This window comes from Rhodococcus sp. NPDC059968 (genome assembly GCF_042738615.1).
Lineage (GTDB): Bacteria > Actinomycetota > Actinomycetes > Mycobacteriales > Mycobacteriaceae > Rhodococcus_F.
This window is the reverse complement of sequence record NZ_JBHWUE010000018.1, coordinates 95384-108923: the sequence shown is the minus strand read 5'-3', so window position 1 is coordinate 108923 and position 13540 is coordinate 95384. Positions and strand designations below refer to the sequence as shown.

15 protein-coding genes and 1 riboswitch are annotated in these 13540 nt (G+C 68.6%); of the genes, 8 read left to right on the top strand and 7 right to left on the bottom strand.

Translation table 11 applies throughout. The features are described from left to right. The first annotated feature begins 1 nt into the window (after position 1). A complete protein-coding gene (locus ACFWAY_RS17490; RefSeq protein ID WP_378456470.1) occupies positions 2-190 on the top strand; it encodes a hypothetical protein in 189 nt (62 codons plus the stop codon). A gap of 65 nt (positions 191-255) precedes the next feature. Here the strand turns inward: ACFWAY_RS17490 and ACFWAY_RS17485 are convergent, their stop codons facing one another. The 3 genes from ACFWAY_RS17485 to ACFWAY_RS17475 form a co-directional block, all read right to left on the bottom strand. Beyond that, positions 256-837 carry a transglycosylase family protein gene (locus ACFWAY_RS17485; protein ID WP_378511404.1) on the bottom strand — a complete coding sequence of 194 codons (582 nt, stop codon included), beginning with the start codon at positions 835-837 and terminating at the stop codon, positions 256-258. Between the two features lie 8 nt (positions 838-845). Further along, positions 846-1059, bottom strand: a riboswitch (cyclic di-AMP (ydaO/yuaA leader). A gap of 234 nt (positions 1060-1293) precedes the next feature. Then, a complete protein-coding gene (locus ACFWAY_RS17480; RefSeq protein ID WP_378456468.1) occupies positions 1294-1671 on the bottom strand; it encodes a YccF domain-containing protein in 378 nt (125 codons plus the stop codon). Positions 1672-1701: 30 nt separating this feature from the next. Next, positions 1702-1941 carry a hypothetical protein gene (locus ACFWAY_RS17475; RefSeq protein ID WP_378456467.1) on the bottom strand — a complete coding sequence of 80 codons (240 nt, stop codon included), beginning with the start codon at positions 1939-1941 and terminating at the stop codon, positions 1702-1704. Between the two features lie 153 nt (positions 1942-2094). On the opposite strand from ACFWAY_RS17475, the gene ACFWAY_RS17470 reads away from it, so the two are divergent. Next, positions 2095-2505, top strand: a complete 411-nt coding sequence (locus tag ACFWAY_RS17470; RefSeq protein ID WP_005255275.1) for a cold-shock protein — start codon at positions 2095-2097, stop codon at positions 2503-2505. Positions 2506-2572: 67 nt separating this feature from the next. Here ACFWAY_RS17470 and ACFWAY_RS17465 read toward each other — a convergent pair whose 3' ends face one another. The 3 genes from ACFWAY_RS17465 to ACFWAY_RS17455 form a co-directional block, all read right to left on the bottom strand. After that, on the bottom strand, positions 2573-3058 hold the full coding sequence (locus ACFWAY_RS17465) for a DUF2771 domain-containing protein (RefSeq protein WP_378456466.1): 486 nt from the start codon (positions 3056-3058) through the stop codon (positions 2573-2575). A 6-nt stretch (positions 3059-3064) separates the two neighbouring features. Beyond that, positions 3065-4729: an MFS transporter gene (locus ACFWAY_RS17460; RefSeq protein WP_378511403.1), complete on the bottom strand. Its 1665-nt coding sequence runs from the start codon at positions 4727-4729 to the stop codon at positions 3065-3067. A 71-nt stretch (positions 4730-4800) separates the two neighbouring features. Beyond that, positions 4801-5595 (bottom strand): glutaminyl-peptide cyclotransferase, encoded by a 795-nt coding sequence (locus ACFWAY_RS17455; protein WP_378511402.1) that lies wholly within the window; start codon positions 5593-5595, stop codon positions 4801-4803. Between the two features lie 38 nt (positions 5596-5633). Between ACFWAY_RS17455 and ACFWAY_RS17450 the strand changes: the two genes are divergently transcribed. From ACFWAY_RS17450 to ACFWAY_RS17440, 3 genes are all read left to right on the top strand, one after another. Continuing rightward, complete coding sequence (locus ACFWAY_RS17450; RefSeq protein ID WP_378511401.1) at positions 5634-6479, top strand: DUF3027 domain-containing protein; 846 nt, start codon at positions 5634-5636, stop codon at positions 6477-6479. A gap of 176 nt (positions 6480-6655) precedes the next feature. Beyond that, positions 6656-9223: an ATP-binding protein gene (locus tag ACFWAY_RS17445; RefSeq protein WP_378511418.1), complete on the top strand. Its 2568-nt coding sequence runs from the start codon at positions 6656-6658 to the stop codon at positions 9221-9223. Then, complete coding sequence (locus ACFWAY_RS17440; RefSeq protein ID WP_378511400.1) at positions 9213-9755, top strand: phosphatase PAP2 family protein; 543 nt, start codon at positions 9213-9215, stop codon at positions 9753-9755. The genes ACFWAY_RS17445 and ACFWAY_RS17440 overlap by 11 nt, the downstream gene beginning before the upstream one ends. A 25-nt stretch (positions 9756-9780) precedes the next feature. Here ACFWAY_RS17440 and ACFWAY_RS17435 read toward each other — a convergent pair whose 3' ends face one another. Continuing rightward, entirely contained in the window at positions 9781-10029 is a 249-nt protein-coding gene (locus ACFWAY_RS17435) for a DUF2530 domain-containing protein (protein WP_378511399.1), read from the bottom strand. Between the two features lie 76 nt (positions 10030-10105). On the opposite strand from ACFWAY_RS17435, the gene ACFWAY_RS17430 reads away from it, so the two are divergent. The 3 genes from ACFWAY_RS17430 (at position 10106) to ACFWAY_RS17420 (ending at position 13528) form a co-directional block, all read left to right on the top strand. Further along, positions 10106-11560, top strand: a complete 1455-nt coding sequence (locus tag ACFWAY_RS17430; RefSeq protein ID WP_378511398.1) for an NCS2 family permease — start codon at positions 10106-10108, stop codon at positions 11558-11560. Positions 11561-11593: 33 nt separating this feature from the next. Then, positions 11594-12025, top strand: a complete 432-nt coding sequence (locus tag ACFWAY_RS17425; RefSeq protein ID WP_378456459.1) for a MarR family winged helix-turn-helix transcriptional regulator — start codon at positions 11594-11596, stop codon at positions 12023-12025. 174 nt (positions 12026-12199) lie between these two features. Further along, positions 12200-13528 carry an MFS transporter gene (locus tag ACFWAY_RS17420; protein ID WP_378511417.1) on the top strand — a complete coding sequence of 443 codons (1329 nt, stop codon included), beginning with the start codon at positions 12200-12202 and terminating at the stop codon, positions 13526-13528. The last annotated feature ends 12 nt before the right edge of the window (positions 13529-13540 follow it).

Below are 13540 nucleotides of genomic sequence, written 5' to 3'. Positions count from 1 at the left end.
CGTGGCTAACAATTCGAAGAAGCAGTACGTAGATCCCGGGTGGCCCGAAACCGCCGATGGAGATAACGCCGTGACCGAACTGTCGTCGAGCCGTGCGGGCGGATTGTCCCCGTTCGGCGAGGACACCGAGTTCCCGCTGCCGGCGGAGTCGCTGCCGTACGCGCATCCGCACACCGTGATCAACCGCTGACCCGACGACACAAGAGGGGCCCTGCACCGGATCGGTGCAGGGCCCCTCTTGTGTGAGCTACCGGGTTACTGCGGGAGCAGTCCCTTGTTCGCGTCGATGAGCTGCAGGATCTGGGGATCGATCTCGATGCCCTGAGCCTTGACGGCCTCGATCGCGCTGTCGACGGCGCCGGCGTACTGCGAGGTGCCGTTGGTGCTGGGGACGCCGCCCGTGAGGTCGGGGAGTGCCGGCGCCGCGGGGGCCTCGGGCACGGTTGCGGGGGCGTTGCGCTGGGTGGGTGCGCTGCTCAGGCCGAGGCTCGAGGAGCAGGACGGCCATGCGCCCCAGCCCTGGGAGTCGAGGACCTTCTCGGCGACGACGATCTGCTGTTCGCGCGAGGCCTGGTTGGCGGTTGCGGCGTACTGGGTTCCACCGTGTGCGTTCCAGGTGCTCGGGGAGAACTGGAGTCCGCCCTGGAAGCCGTTTCCGGTGTTGATGCCCCAGTTTCCGCCGGACTCGCACTGCGCGAGGCGGTCCCAGTCGGAGTCGGGTGCCGCGTTCGCGGTGCCCGCGAAGGCTGCTCCGGCGACGCCCATGATGGCGCCGGTGACGGCGACCTTGGCGACGGTGCGGCCGGTGGTGGTGGGCTTGCGATGGCGTCCGCTCATAGTGGTCGAGATCCTCTCCACACGCGCCTGCGAGGTCAGCTGTCGGGTTCGGGCTGAGAGGTCGCCCGGCCTCGCCTCTCCTGGCTGGAGAGGGTCTGGCTTCACCCCAAGATCCGAGTGTGCGAGGCACATTCGAACCGGTGTCCGTCTGAGAACTTGCGTTCCCTGGAGGACTTTGGGTCCCCCGTCCTCGTCCCTGGAATGCTTCGTCGGGACTCCGGTACCCGCGGGACGAGGTTTGGCGCGGCGGGCCGGACGTGGCCGATGTTTCCTCGGCCGGTGACGACGGTAACGGGCCGAGGCCGCAGTGTCACCATTTGATAACGCGGAGTGTCTTCGCCTGTTGAGGGGCCTCATTGGGCGCGCAGAGACTCTTCCCAGCTAGTGGCGACGAGACGTGTCCATCTCCGAGCTGTTGCCCTTCCGTTACCGGGTCGTTATGTGAGGAAGCTCACATCACTGGGGCGCGTCGACGATGTCCTTGCCGAGCGGCATGAGCGAGATGGGAATCATCTTGAGATTCGCGACCGCCAGCGGGATCCCGATGATCGTGATCGCCATGGCGATTGCCGTGACGACGTGCCCGATCGCGAGCCACAGACCAGCGATGATGAACCAGATGACATTGCCGATCAGCGAGGCCACACCGGCCGTCGGCTTGTCGACCACGGTCTTCCCGAACGGCCACAGCGCGTAGACGCCCACCCGGAACGACGCGATGCCGAACGGGATCGTGATGATCAGGATGCAGCAGAGGATTCCGGCGACGAAATACCCCAGCGCCAGCCACAGACCGCCGAAGATCAGCCAGATGATGTTGAGCAGAATTCTCATGATCGTCCCATCGGTCGGTGGTCGGGTGTGTCAGCGCGCGCGTCTGCCCTGCCTCAGTGCCGCGACGATTCCGAGGAGGAATCCGATCGGGCACGCGAGGGCGATGAGATAGAGAACGAGACCCGGGTCGGAATCGGAGAGCACCGGGGTCAGGAAAATCGCCACGATCGCCACGAAGCCGATCGCGAAGAGGGCGAGTGCGACACGCAGCAGTCCGTCACCCCTCCGGGGTGTGTGAGGAGTGCTCGAAGGAGTCGATTCGTGGGCCACACCAGCAACGATAGTGCCTGGAAACCCGGATGCCGGAGGGGGTGTGCCCAAGGTAGACTGTGGGCACTGCGCGTCCCGCACCAGAGGTGGGGCGCGCTGTTTTGCATACCAAGTGCAACCAACTGCACTCCAAGTGATGAGCGGGTGAACGCGGTGCCGACCGGCAAGGTGAAGTGGTACGACGTCGAAAAGGGCTTCGGCTTTCTGTCGCAGGAGGAGGGGGAGGACGTCTATGTGCGTTCGTCCGCTCTTCCCGAGGGCGTCGAGGGCCTCAAGGCCGGCCAGCGTGTCGAGTTCGGTATGGCCGCCGGTCGACGTGGACCCCAGGCGCTGAGCCTGAAGGTGCTCGACCCGGCGCCGTCGCTGCGTCAGAACGCCGCGCGCAAGGAGCCGTCCGCCAAGAAGCACACGCCGGACGAACTCCACGGCATGGTCGAGGACATGATCACGCTGCTCGAGGCGAAGGTCCAGCCCGACCTGCGTAAGGGTAAGTACCCGGACCGCAAGACCGCCCAGCGCATCTCCGAGGTGGTCCGGGCCGTCGCGCGCGAGCTCGACAGCTGATTCGACGAACGACGAGAAGGGCCCCCGCGCTTTCGGCGCGGGGGCCCTTCTTCGTGAGCGTGTCGTTCTAGGCGGTCTTGATCGACCAGGCCGCCCGGGCCTGCGTGAGCCCCTGCTCGTCGACGACGGCGGAGGGTAGCTGGATCTCGACGCCGGCCAGCTGCAGGTCCTCCGAGGAGGGCACGGTCACGGCGCGGGTCTCACCGGCACGGTGGGCCTGTTGCTGGACGACGACCTGACCCGACGCGTCCTGGTACACGACGAGCATGCGCCACGGTGCATCGACGATCTCCTGCGGCAGCGATAGCTGCAGCGAGGAGCCGGGTGGCACGTCGAGTTCGGCGAGGTCGCCGGTTGTGCAGTCCTCGAGATACAGGTTGCAGTACGCCAACGGGGGGACCTGCTCGGCCCGGTTGTGCGCGAAGGCGGTGATCTCGGGCAGGCGGGGCGAGGAGTTGCGGACGAGTGCGTACAGGACTCCGACGAAGGCCACCAGGACCACCATCAGGCCCACAGCAATCAGTGCCAGGATCTTCTTGGTTCGCGCCTGCATTCTCACTTACTTCACTTTTCCTGTCGATCGGTCGGCCCGGTGGGTCGAGTGAGGCTCGGACACTTCTTGTTCGGCCAGGTCGGGGCGTTTTCCGCCGAGCCCGGGCAGGAGGGTGCTCCCGCGGTACGTGAGGACGGTCTGGACGAGCCCGATGGTCATGACGGCAGAGACCACCGAGAACCCGATCCAGTATTCGGTGGGCAGGAGGACGCCCAGCGCGCCGCCCACGACCCAGCTCAGCTGCAGGACCGTCTCCGATCTTCCGAATCCGGACGCAATCGATTCCTCGGGCAGGTCGTGCTGCAGCGACGCGTCCAGCGACACCTTGGCCAGGGCGCTGGCCGCCGACGCGACGAGGGTGGCCAGGGCGGCGGTCAGCAGGTTGTCGGTGATCGCGGCGAGGACGGCGATGATCCACACGGCACCCGTGCAGCGCAGCACGATGAGGGCGGGGCGGCCGAGCTTGATCCGGGCGCCCGCGGCGTTGCCGGCGAAGTTGCCGATGCCGGCGGCGGCGCCGACCAGGCCGAGCATCGCGGCCTGCACCAGCGGCTCGTGGTCGGTCCTCGACTTCGCGACGAACGCGATGTACAGCGTGAGGAACCCGGTGAGCACGCGGATGGTGCTGTTTCCCCACAACCCGGTGATGACCGCGCGGCCCAGCGGTTGCCTGCGTTTACCGGATTTCGCGGGGGCCTCGGGCTGCAGCACGCGGGTGCGTCCCATGACCTCGGTCGGGTGTTCGTCGCCGTGGTACGTGAGGGTGGCGGGGACCTCGCCTTCGGTGACCTCGACCCACGACGGGATCCGCATGCTGAGGTACGCGCCGAGGGCGGTGATGACGGCCGCCAGCCACAGTGCGCCGACGGACCCGGTGGCCATGGCGAGACCACCCGCGAGGGCGCCGGCGCCGATGGTTCCGCCGAGAAGTCCGAACACGGTGAGCCGGGAGTTGACCCGCACGAGGTCGATCTCCGGTGGCAGCACACGTGGTGTGACCGCACTCTTGAGCACCGAGAAGGACTTGCTGAGCACCATCATTCCGAGCGCGGCCGGATACAGCACCCAGCTGTCGAAGTTGAAGACGAGAACGATCGCCAGGATCGTCCGTAGGCCGAACGACGTGGCCAGTGCGACGCGACGGCCGTGCTGAAGCCGATCGAGCATCGGACCGATCAGCGGAGCGATGACGGCGAACGGGGCGATGGTGATCAGCAGATACAGCGCGACCTTCGTCTTGTCCTCGCCCGTCGCGGCCGAGAAGAACAATGTGTTCGCCAGGGCGACGGCGATGGCCGCGTCGGTCGCGTTGTTGGCCATCACCGCGTACGTGAGCGCGGTGAGCCCCGACTTGTCGGCACCGTCCGCCTTGGCCGCGCGATGGAACGTCGCGATGCCCTTGTTGGTGAGTTCCCGGCTGCGCATCGCCGCGACCCGGGTGACGGTGAGTTTGCGAGGCATCGGCGGCGCCTTGGGGGCGTCCGCCCGCTCCTCGTCGGAACGGGGACGCTGCCCGCCGCCGACCGGATGAAGGGGTGGGAGCGGTGTCCGTCGACCTCCCGAGCGTGCGGCCGGCGGGTATTTGTCGAAGCCGGGATGAACGGGGGGCCCGGAATTCTCGTCAGGAGCCCGACCGCCGTCAGGCTCGTGGGGTTCGCGCGGTCCGGTCACTCCCTAATTCTGTCCTAGTCGGGAGACATGCGACCACAGCAACCCCGGCCAATGCTGGTCAGATCGGCCTGTCAGGGAACGAACCGCACCTCGAACATGCGCGGCCAGTACTTTCCGGTGACGAGGAAGCGGTCCGTTCCCGGGATCTGGGCGATGCCGTTGAGGACGTCGACGTCCCGCGGGCCGGGTGGGAGCGCGTCGCGGAGGGCCGAGGCGTCGACCTCCGCGGTGACCCGCCCGTCCGAGGGATCGATGCGGACGAGGGTGTCGGTGGTCCAGACGTTCGCGTAGATCGCGCCGTCGTCCGCGCATTCGAGTTCGTTCAGGCGGCCCAGCGGGCTTCCGTTCTGCACCGCCTGCACGGTGCGCCGGGGTTCGAAAGTGACCGGGTCGCGGAACGTGAGTGTGGGTGATCCGTCGCTCGTGACCAGCGCGTCGGGCAGCGCGCAGATGCCCCACCCTTCGCCGTCGAACGGGACCCGCCGCTGTTCGGCGAGTGTCGCGCGATCCCGGGCAACGGCGACCCCGTCTCGCCACGTCAGCTGCCAGACCGTGTCGCCGCTCACCGTGATGCCCTCGCCGAACAGGGGCGACGGCAGTTCCGCGCGAACCCGGACGGTGCCGCCGTCGAGGTCGGTGGCCTGCACCCAGGATTCGCCGGGGCGGCCGGTGCCCTCGAGCAACTGCGTGCCGTCGATCTCGAGTCCCTGGGTGAACGCATTCGGGTCGTGGTCGAGGGTGCGGAGGATCTCCGCGCGAAGGTCCGCGTCGGACGCGCCCGCCGCCACGGGGCTCTGCGGGGAGCACGCGGTGACCATCCACGCCACCGCAAGCAGGGCTGGGACGAGGTGCCTCCGGCCTGTCATCGGACCAGCATGACAGCCCAGGTGGGCACGCACTTGCGGTGGTGCGGCAAACTGGTGGTGTGAGTGTTGCTTCTTCCGACGAGCGCGCAGTGGCGCGTCCCGTACTGACCGACGCCGTCGAGCTCGCCCGGACCGCTGTGGTCGAACTGCAGGAAGGGGGAGTCGGCGACTACCTGGGCGTCACGTCCGACGACGCGTGCGCCGCGACTCACCGTTTCGTTGCGGACCTTCCGGGCTACCGGGGCTGGCAATGGGCGGTGGTGGTGGCTGCCGATCCCGAAGCGGACCATGCCACCGTCAGCGAACTGGCCCTCCTCCCCGGACCCGATGCGCTGGTCGCACCCGAGTGGATTCCGTGGGACCAGCGCATTCGCCCCGGCGACCTGTCCGCGGGCGATCTGCTGGCACCGCCGGCCGGTGACCCCCGCCTCGTCCCCGGCTATGTCGCGACGGGTGACCCCGAGATCGACGAGGCCGCCCTCGAACTCGGCCTGGGCCGCAAGCAGGTGATGAGCCTCGAAGGTCGCATCGACGCCGCCGAGCGCTGGCACGACGGCGACTTCGGACCCGATTCCGAGATGGCCAAGGCCGCGCCGTCGACGTGTGGGCTGTGCGGCTTCTACCTCCCGCTCGCCGGCTCGCTGCACGCGTCGTTCGGGGTGTGCGGCAACGAGATGGCCGCCGACGGGCACGTGGTCGACGCCACCTACGGATGCGGCGCCCACTCCGACACCCTGCTGCCTACGGGTGCCGGTTCGCCGCAATACGACGCGTACGACGACGGTGCCGTCGAGGTCGTCGAGCGGGCCGTCGCCGAGACGGAAACCGGGCCCGAAGCTGCTGCCGAGGTCACCGAGGCCGAGGAATCCGCATCGACCAGCTGACCGATCCTTTCGGCACCGCCGCCCTGAGGGATTCGACGCTCCTGGCGTGGCGCACGTCCCCGACCCGTCTGCGGGAGGACGCGGCGGCCGAATCCGATCTGGCCCGCGCCGGCTACCGCGACCGGCTCCTCACCGAGCTGGCGCAGAACGCGGCCGACGCCGCCGCCCGCGCCGAAGTGCCCGGTGAGCTGTCCGTGCAACTCGACGGACGCGTCCTGAGCGTGTCCAACACGGGCACGCCGCTGGACGAGCCGGGAGTCCAGGCGCTGGTCGCGTTGCGGGCGTCGAACAAATCCGGGACGACCGTCGGCCGCTACGGTGTCGGTTTCACGGCGGTGCTGTCGGTGAGCGACGAGGTCGAACTGCGGTCGACGTCCGGTTCGGTGCTGTTCTCCGCGGAACGGACGAGGTCGGAGCTCCGGGAACTCGACGGTGCGGACCCGGGAGCGGACGTGCCCGCCCTGCGGTTGGCGTGGCCGACGGAGAACCGCCCGGCCGCAGGCGCGGCGTCGGAAGTCGTGTTGACGCTGCGCGAGGACGTGGACGGCGAGTCGCTGCTCGCCTACATGGCCCGCGAAGCACCCGACCTTCTGCTCGAACTGCCGGCGCTCGTCTCGATCTCCGTGGGCGACAAGCAGTTCCGCCGCCGCGAACGACCACTCGATTCTGGGTTGACCGAGGTCGCGATCGGCGACGACCGCTGGTGGCAGTACGAGTCCGGGCGCGCACGCTGGCTCGTCCCGGTCCGCGACGGCGTCGTCTCACCCGTGACGGAGGACGTCCTGCGCGCCCCCACACGGTCGGACGAGGAACTGTCGATACCCGCGATCCTCGTCGCGGACATCGCGATGCAACCCGACCGCAGGCGCATCCTGCCCGGCGCATCGACCGGCGACTTGGCGTCCGGATACGCCGAGTTCGTGGCCGCGGTGCCGCCCGAGCAGCGACTGTCGCTGGTTCCCGTTCCCGCGTTCGCACGCAGCGAGGTGGACTCGGCGTTGCGCGACCATCTCGTCGCCGAACTCCGGGAGCAGCCCTGGCTGCCGACCGTCGACGGCACGAACAAGGCCCCCGCTCGGGCGTCCGTGGTCCCCGGTCTCACCGACGAACTCGCCGAACTCCTCGCCGAGATCGTCGACGGCCTGGTCGTCCCGGATCTGTCCGGCCCACGCTGGGCGCCCGCGCTGGCCGCCGTCGACGCCCACCGCCTCGGCCTGGCCCGCCTCACCGAACTTCTCAGTGGCATCGAACGGACACCGTCCTGGTGGCAGCGCCTGTATGCGGCGCTCGAACCGCTGGCCGTCGACGCCCTCGCGGCGGAGGAACTGGCGTCGATCCCGGTTCCGCTGTCCGACGGCCGCACGGTGACCGGTCCGCGAACGGTGTTGCTGGGTCACGACATCGACGGTGTCCTGGGGGTCGACTGGACGCGGCTCGTCCACCCGGATGCCGCGCACCCGCTGCTGTCGAGGCTCGGCGCGAAGACCGCCACGGCCGTCGACCTGCTCTCGGATCCGGCGTTGCGGGCCGTGATCGAGGACCTCGACCCCGACGACGCGGCGGCGGCAGAAGAACTGTCGACCGCGGTGCTCGCACTCGCCGGGCGGGTCGACCCCGGCACATTGCCGTCGTGGCTCGGCCAGCTGCCCCTCCCGGATGTCGACGGGGAGTTGCGCGGTGCGGACGAATTGCTGTTGCCCGGTGCGCCTCTCGCCGACGTCCTGGTGGACGACTCACCGTTCGCGTGCGTGGACGCCGCGTTCGCCGAGCGGGTGGGGGAGGGCGCCCTCCGCGCCGTGGGCGTCGGCTGGGGTTTCACCGTGCTGCGCGCCGAACTCCCCACCGGCCCCGATCACGACCTCGACGACGAGGACCGCTGGTGGGACACGCTCGACGACGATCCCGACGAGATCGGGGCCGTGCGCGACCTGGACCTGGTGGACGAGGACCGCTGGCCGCAGGCGCTGACGATGCTCGCCCGTGATCCGTCGACGCGTCCGCTGCTCGCCGACCGCGCCGGGTACACGGCCTGGTGGCTGCGTCACAACGCAGAGTTGGACGGTCAGGTGCTCGGCCTGCTCCGCGATCCCACGGACGAGACGTTCGCCGGACTGCTCGACCCCGTCGAGCACCCGGAGTCCGCCGTGTTCGCGGCGGCCCTGGCGCCTTCGACGGTCGACTCTCCCGAACTCGCGCAGCTACTCCTGGACCGACTGGCCGATCCGGACCGCGAACCGAGCCCGGCGGTGATCGCGCGGGCACACAGCCTGCTCTCGGCGGCCGCGGCCGCACATCGTCTCGACCTCGAGGAACTCCACCTGCCCGAACACGTGCGCGGCCTGACGGGTGCACTCGTCGACCCCGGCGACGCCCTGGTGCTGGACGCACCGTGGCTGGCCGCCGCGGTGCCGCGCGAGCGCCTGGTGGTCGGGAGCCTGGACACCGCCGAGGCTCTCGCCGACCTGCTGGACCTTCCCCTCGCGTCCGCGGCGATCCGCGGCACCGTCACCGGCTCCGGCCGTGAATCCGCGTGGGATCGCGAACCGGCCGCGGTGCTCGCCTTCGCCGCACTCGGCCGCGACCTGCCGCACGGGCCCGTCGTCGTCCATCCCCGGCTCACGGTGAAGCTCACCGGCGCGGTCGACACCGAGATCGCGGTCCCGTGGTGGGTGGACGAGCAGGGGACCACCCATTGCTCCGAGTCGTGGGCCGAAGGCACGTGGGGCGCCGCCGGTGTCGTTTGACCAGAGCGTTCTCGACAGTGCCGTCGGAGATCGCACACCGTGGTTGATCGATGTCGTCACCGTCGTCACCAACAGCGGAGGAACGGTCGCGGCCTGGATCGTGTCCACCGTCCTGACGACGGCCCTCCTGCTGCAGGACCGTCGCCGCGAAGCCGTACTCGTGGCCGGCGCGATGCTGTCGGGTCTGGCCGTGATGACCACGCTCAAGAATCTGTTCGAACGGCAGCGCCCGCCACTGCCGGATCGCCTGGTGGAGATCTCGTCGTTCTCGTTCCCGTCCGGTCACGCGATGATGACTGCGATCCTCGCGAGCGTTCTCGTCGCCGTGACCCTCCGGGTCGTGCTGGTGGGGCACGTCCGGATCGCGCTGGTCTTCCTGCTGGTGCTGTACACGCTGGCGGTGGGGCTGTCGCGCGTCTACCTTGCCGCACACTGGATGACCGACGTCCTCGCCGGGTGGGCGTTCGGCGCGTTGTGGGCGGCGTTCTGGATCCTGCTGACCCGCACCCGGCCCCGCCGCGCCCGGACCTAGAGGTAGAGCAGTCCCTGCTGTATCACTAGAGCAGTCCCTGCTGCGCCCCGCGGCTTCCGCGCCGGGCCGCCCGCCGCTGCAACGCGAACAGTCCGTAGCCGAGGAATCCGACGACGACCCCCGCTATACACGTCGGAAGCGCATCCAACCACCGGTCGCCCGTGACGATCACCACGACGATCGCGACCGCCCACGCCAGCGTTCCCAGTATCAGCGCAGGTCGCGGGTCGGCGAGGCGCTGAGTGAGGGGTGGGCGATCTGCGGATTCGTTCACCGAATGAACGCTACCCTCGCGGTGGTGCCCTAATCTCCAAGGGCGACGCGCGACTTCTGGCGATGGGGACTGAACAATGGGTGCTGCTCCGAAACTGCTCGACAACTACTTCAAGATCACCGAGCGTGGTTCGACGGTAGGCGCGGAGATCCGCGGCGGAGTGGTGACGTTCGTAGCGATGGCATACATCGTGGTGCTGAACCCGCTCATCCTCGGCAGCTTCTCACCCGACGACGCCGTCGCGAAGACCGACGTCCTCGGCAACATCCTTCCCGTCAACCAGGTGGCCGCGGTCACGGCCCTGGTGGCGGGGCTGATGAGCATCGTGTTCGGGGTCGTCGCGAACTATCCGTTCGCGATCGCGGCGGGCCTCGGCATCAACAGTCTTCTCGCCGTCACCATCGCACCGCAGGTCACCTGGCCCGAGGCGATGGGCCTCGTGGTGATCGACGGTGTCATCATCGTCGTGTTGGCGCTCACCGGATTCCGGACCGCCGTCTTCAATGCCATTCCGGCCGAGCTCAAATCCGCCATCGCCGCCGGTATCGGCATGTTCATCGCGTTCATCGGTCTCGTCGACGCCGGGTTCGTCCGGCGCATCCCGGACGTCGCGGGCACCACCGTCCCCGTCGGCCTGGGCATCAACGGATCGATCTCCTCCTGGCCGACCGTGACGTTCGTGTTCGGTGTGCTGCTGATGGGTGTCCTGGTGGTGCGCAAGGTGCGCGGCGGTCTGCTCATCGGCATCGTCGTCACCACCGTGCTGGCCGCGATCATCGAGGCCGTCGCCGGCGTCGGACCGTCGCTGGGCGTGAACCCCCAGGGCTGGAACCTCAGCGTCCCGGCCGCTCCCGAAGTGCTGGCGGAACTTCCGGACCTCAGCCTCGTCGGCGACGTCAGCATCTTCGGCGCGTTCACCCGCATCGGCGTACTTGCGGCCAGCCTCCTGGTGTTCACGCTCGTGCTCGCCAACTTCTTCGACGCCATGGGCACGATGACCGGGCTCGGCAAGGAGGCCGGTCTCACCGACGAGGACGGCAATCTGCCCAACATCGGACGGGCCCTGGTCGTCGAGGGCACCGGCGCCATCGTCGGCGGCGGCGCGTCGGCGTCGTCCAACACCGTGTTCGTCGAATCCGCTTCGGGTATCGCCGAGGGCGCCCGCACCGGACTCGCGAATGTGGTGACGGGACTGCTGTTTCTGGCCGCGATGTTCCTGACCCCGCTGTATTCGGTGGTGCCGATCGAGGCGGCCGCGCCGGCGCTGGTCGTGGTGGGCGCGATGATGATCGGTCAGGTCCGCGACATCGATTTCACCCAGTTCTCGATCGCGTTGCCCGCGTTCCTCACCATCGCCGTCATGCCGTTCACGTACTCGATCGCCAACGGCATCGGCGTCGGATTCGTGTCGTGGGTCGTCCTCAATGCTGCGAGCGGTGGTATCAAGAAGATTCACCCGTTGATGTGGGTGGTGGCGCTTCTCTTCGTGGCCTACTTCGCGGTCGGTCCGATCACCGACGCAGTAACGTAAACGGCGGCGGATCGGTCCCGTATTGTCATTCCCGTGACCACGGATACGCGAGCACTCGCCAGTGACCTGTCCCTGGCTGTCGTGCGCCTCACGCGTCACCTGCGTGGGCGCCGCGTCGACGCCCAGGTATCGCTGACCCAGCTGTCGGCTCTGGCCACCCTCGCCCGCGACGGCGCCATGACGCCGGGCAATCTCGCGGCTCGTGAGAAGGTGCAGCCGCCGTCGATGACCCGGGTCATCGCTTCGCTGGTCGAACTGGGACTGGTCGAGCGGGCACCGCATCCCACCGACGGACGGCAGATCATCGTCACGCTGTCGGATGCCGGTCACGCGCTGATCGCCGACGAGACCCACGCCCGCGAGGCGTGGATGAACGAGCGGCTCTCCGGGCTCGACGAGGCTCAGCTGAAGACCCTCCGCGACGCGGTCGGCATCATCACGTCCATCGTCGCCGAGTCGGAGTAGTCCCCGCGGCGAATGGTGCTGTGTCACTGAGTTTTCTGCGCGAGCCGATCGCGTCGACGACGGATGCCGCGATGTTCCGCGCGGGGCTGGTCGTTCCGATTCCGGGGCCGGGAGCAAGATGGATGTGTGCCGCCCGAATCCGAGACCACCGCCTCAGCCCAGCCGAAGACCGGCATGTTCGCCGCTCTCCGCACCCGGAACTACCGGTTGTGGGCCTCGGGGCAGATCGTCTCCCTCGTCGGAACCTGGATGCAGCGGGTGGCGCAGGACTGGCTCGTCCTGACGCTGTCGAACGGTAATGCGCTCGCCGTCGGCATCGTGATGGCACTGCAGTTCGGTCCGACCCTGTTCCTGTCCGTGTGGGGCGGCGTGCTCGCCGACCGATACGACAAGCGGCGCATCCTGATCGCGACGCAGGTGTCGATGGCGGTGTGCGCACTGGTGCTCGGGGTGCTGGACGTCGGCGGGCTGGTGGTCCTGTGGCACGTCTACCTCATCGCGTTTCTGCTCGGCTGCGCGTCGGCGATCGACGCGCCGGCGCGGCAGTCGTTCACGATCGAGATGGTCGGCAAGGAGTCGCTGCCCAATGCCATCGCCCTGAACTCGATGACATTCAACACGGCTCGCATCATCGGCCCGGCGATCTCCGGTGTGCTGATCACCCTCATCGGCACGGGGTGGGTGTTCCTGCTCAACGTGGGCACGTTCACCGGTGTGCTGATCGCGCTGCTGATGATGAACACCCGCGACCTGTTCACGGCACCCCAGGCGCAGCGCGGGAAAGGGCAGGTCCGCGAGGGTTTCCGTTACGTGTGGGGCCGCACCGACCTGCGGGTGCTGATGGTGGCGGTGTTCATGGTGTCGACGTTCGGGCTGAACTTCCCGATCAGTCTCGCCGTTCTCGCCCGCAACACGTTCGATCGCGGCGCGGACGCCTACGGACTGTTGTCGACGACTCTCGCTGTGGGCACGCTGGCCGGTGCCACGATCGCCGCGAAACGCAAGACCCCGCCGCGGCTGCGCACATTCCTCGGGGCGGCGGCCGCCTTCGGAGCCTTCGAGATCCTGGTGGGACTCATGCCCACCTATGTGCTGGTCGCGATCATGCTCGTCCCGACCGGCGCGCTCACGCTGACGTTCACGACGGCGGCGATGAACATCCTGCAGATGTCCGTGCCGTCGGAGATGCGCGGCCGGGTGATGGGCATCTACATGCTCTGTTTCCTCGGCGGCACCCCGCTGGGCAGTCCCGTTCTGGGATGGCTGGCCGACGTCCTCGACCCCCGCGCCCCGCTCGTGATCGGAGGCGCGATCTCCCTGGTGAGCGGGATCGGCGCGGCCCTGTACCTGATGCGGCACCAGCGGGTGCGGGTGACGGTGCGCAGACCGGACACCGGCAGCTATCTCCCGGTGATCGAACTGCACAACGTTCTCGAACCGCACCCGGTGGTCTGCGACGCCACCGAGCAGGCCGTGGAAGCGAGCCGCGACCCGCGGCGATGACGGCCGCCGCAA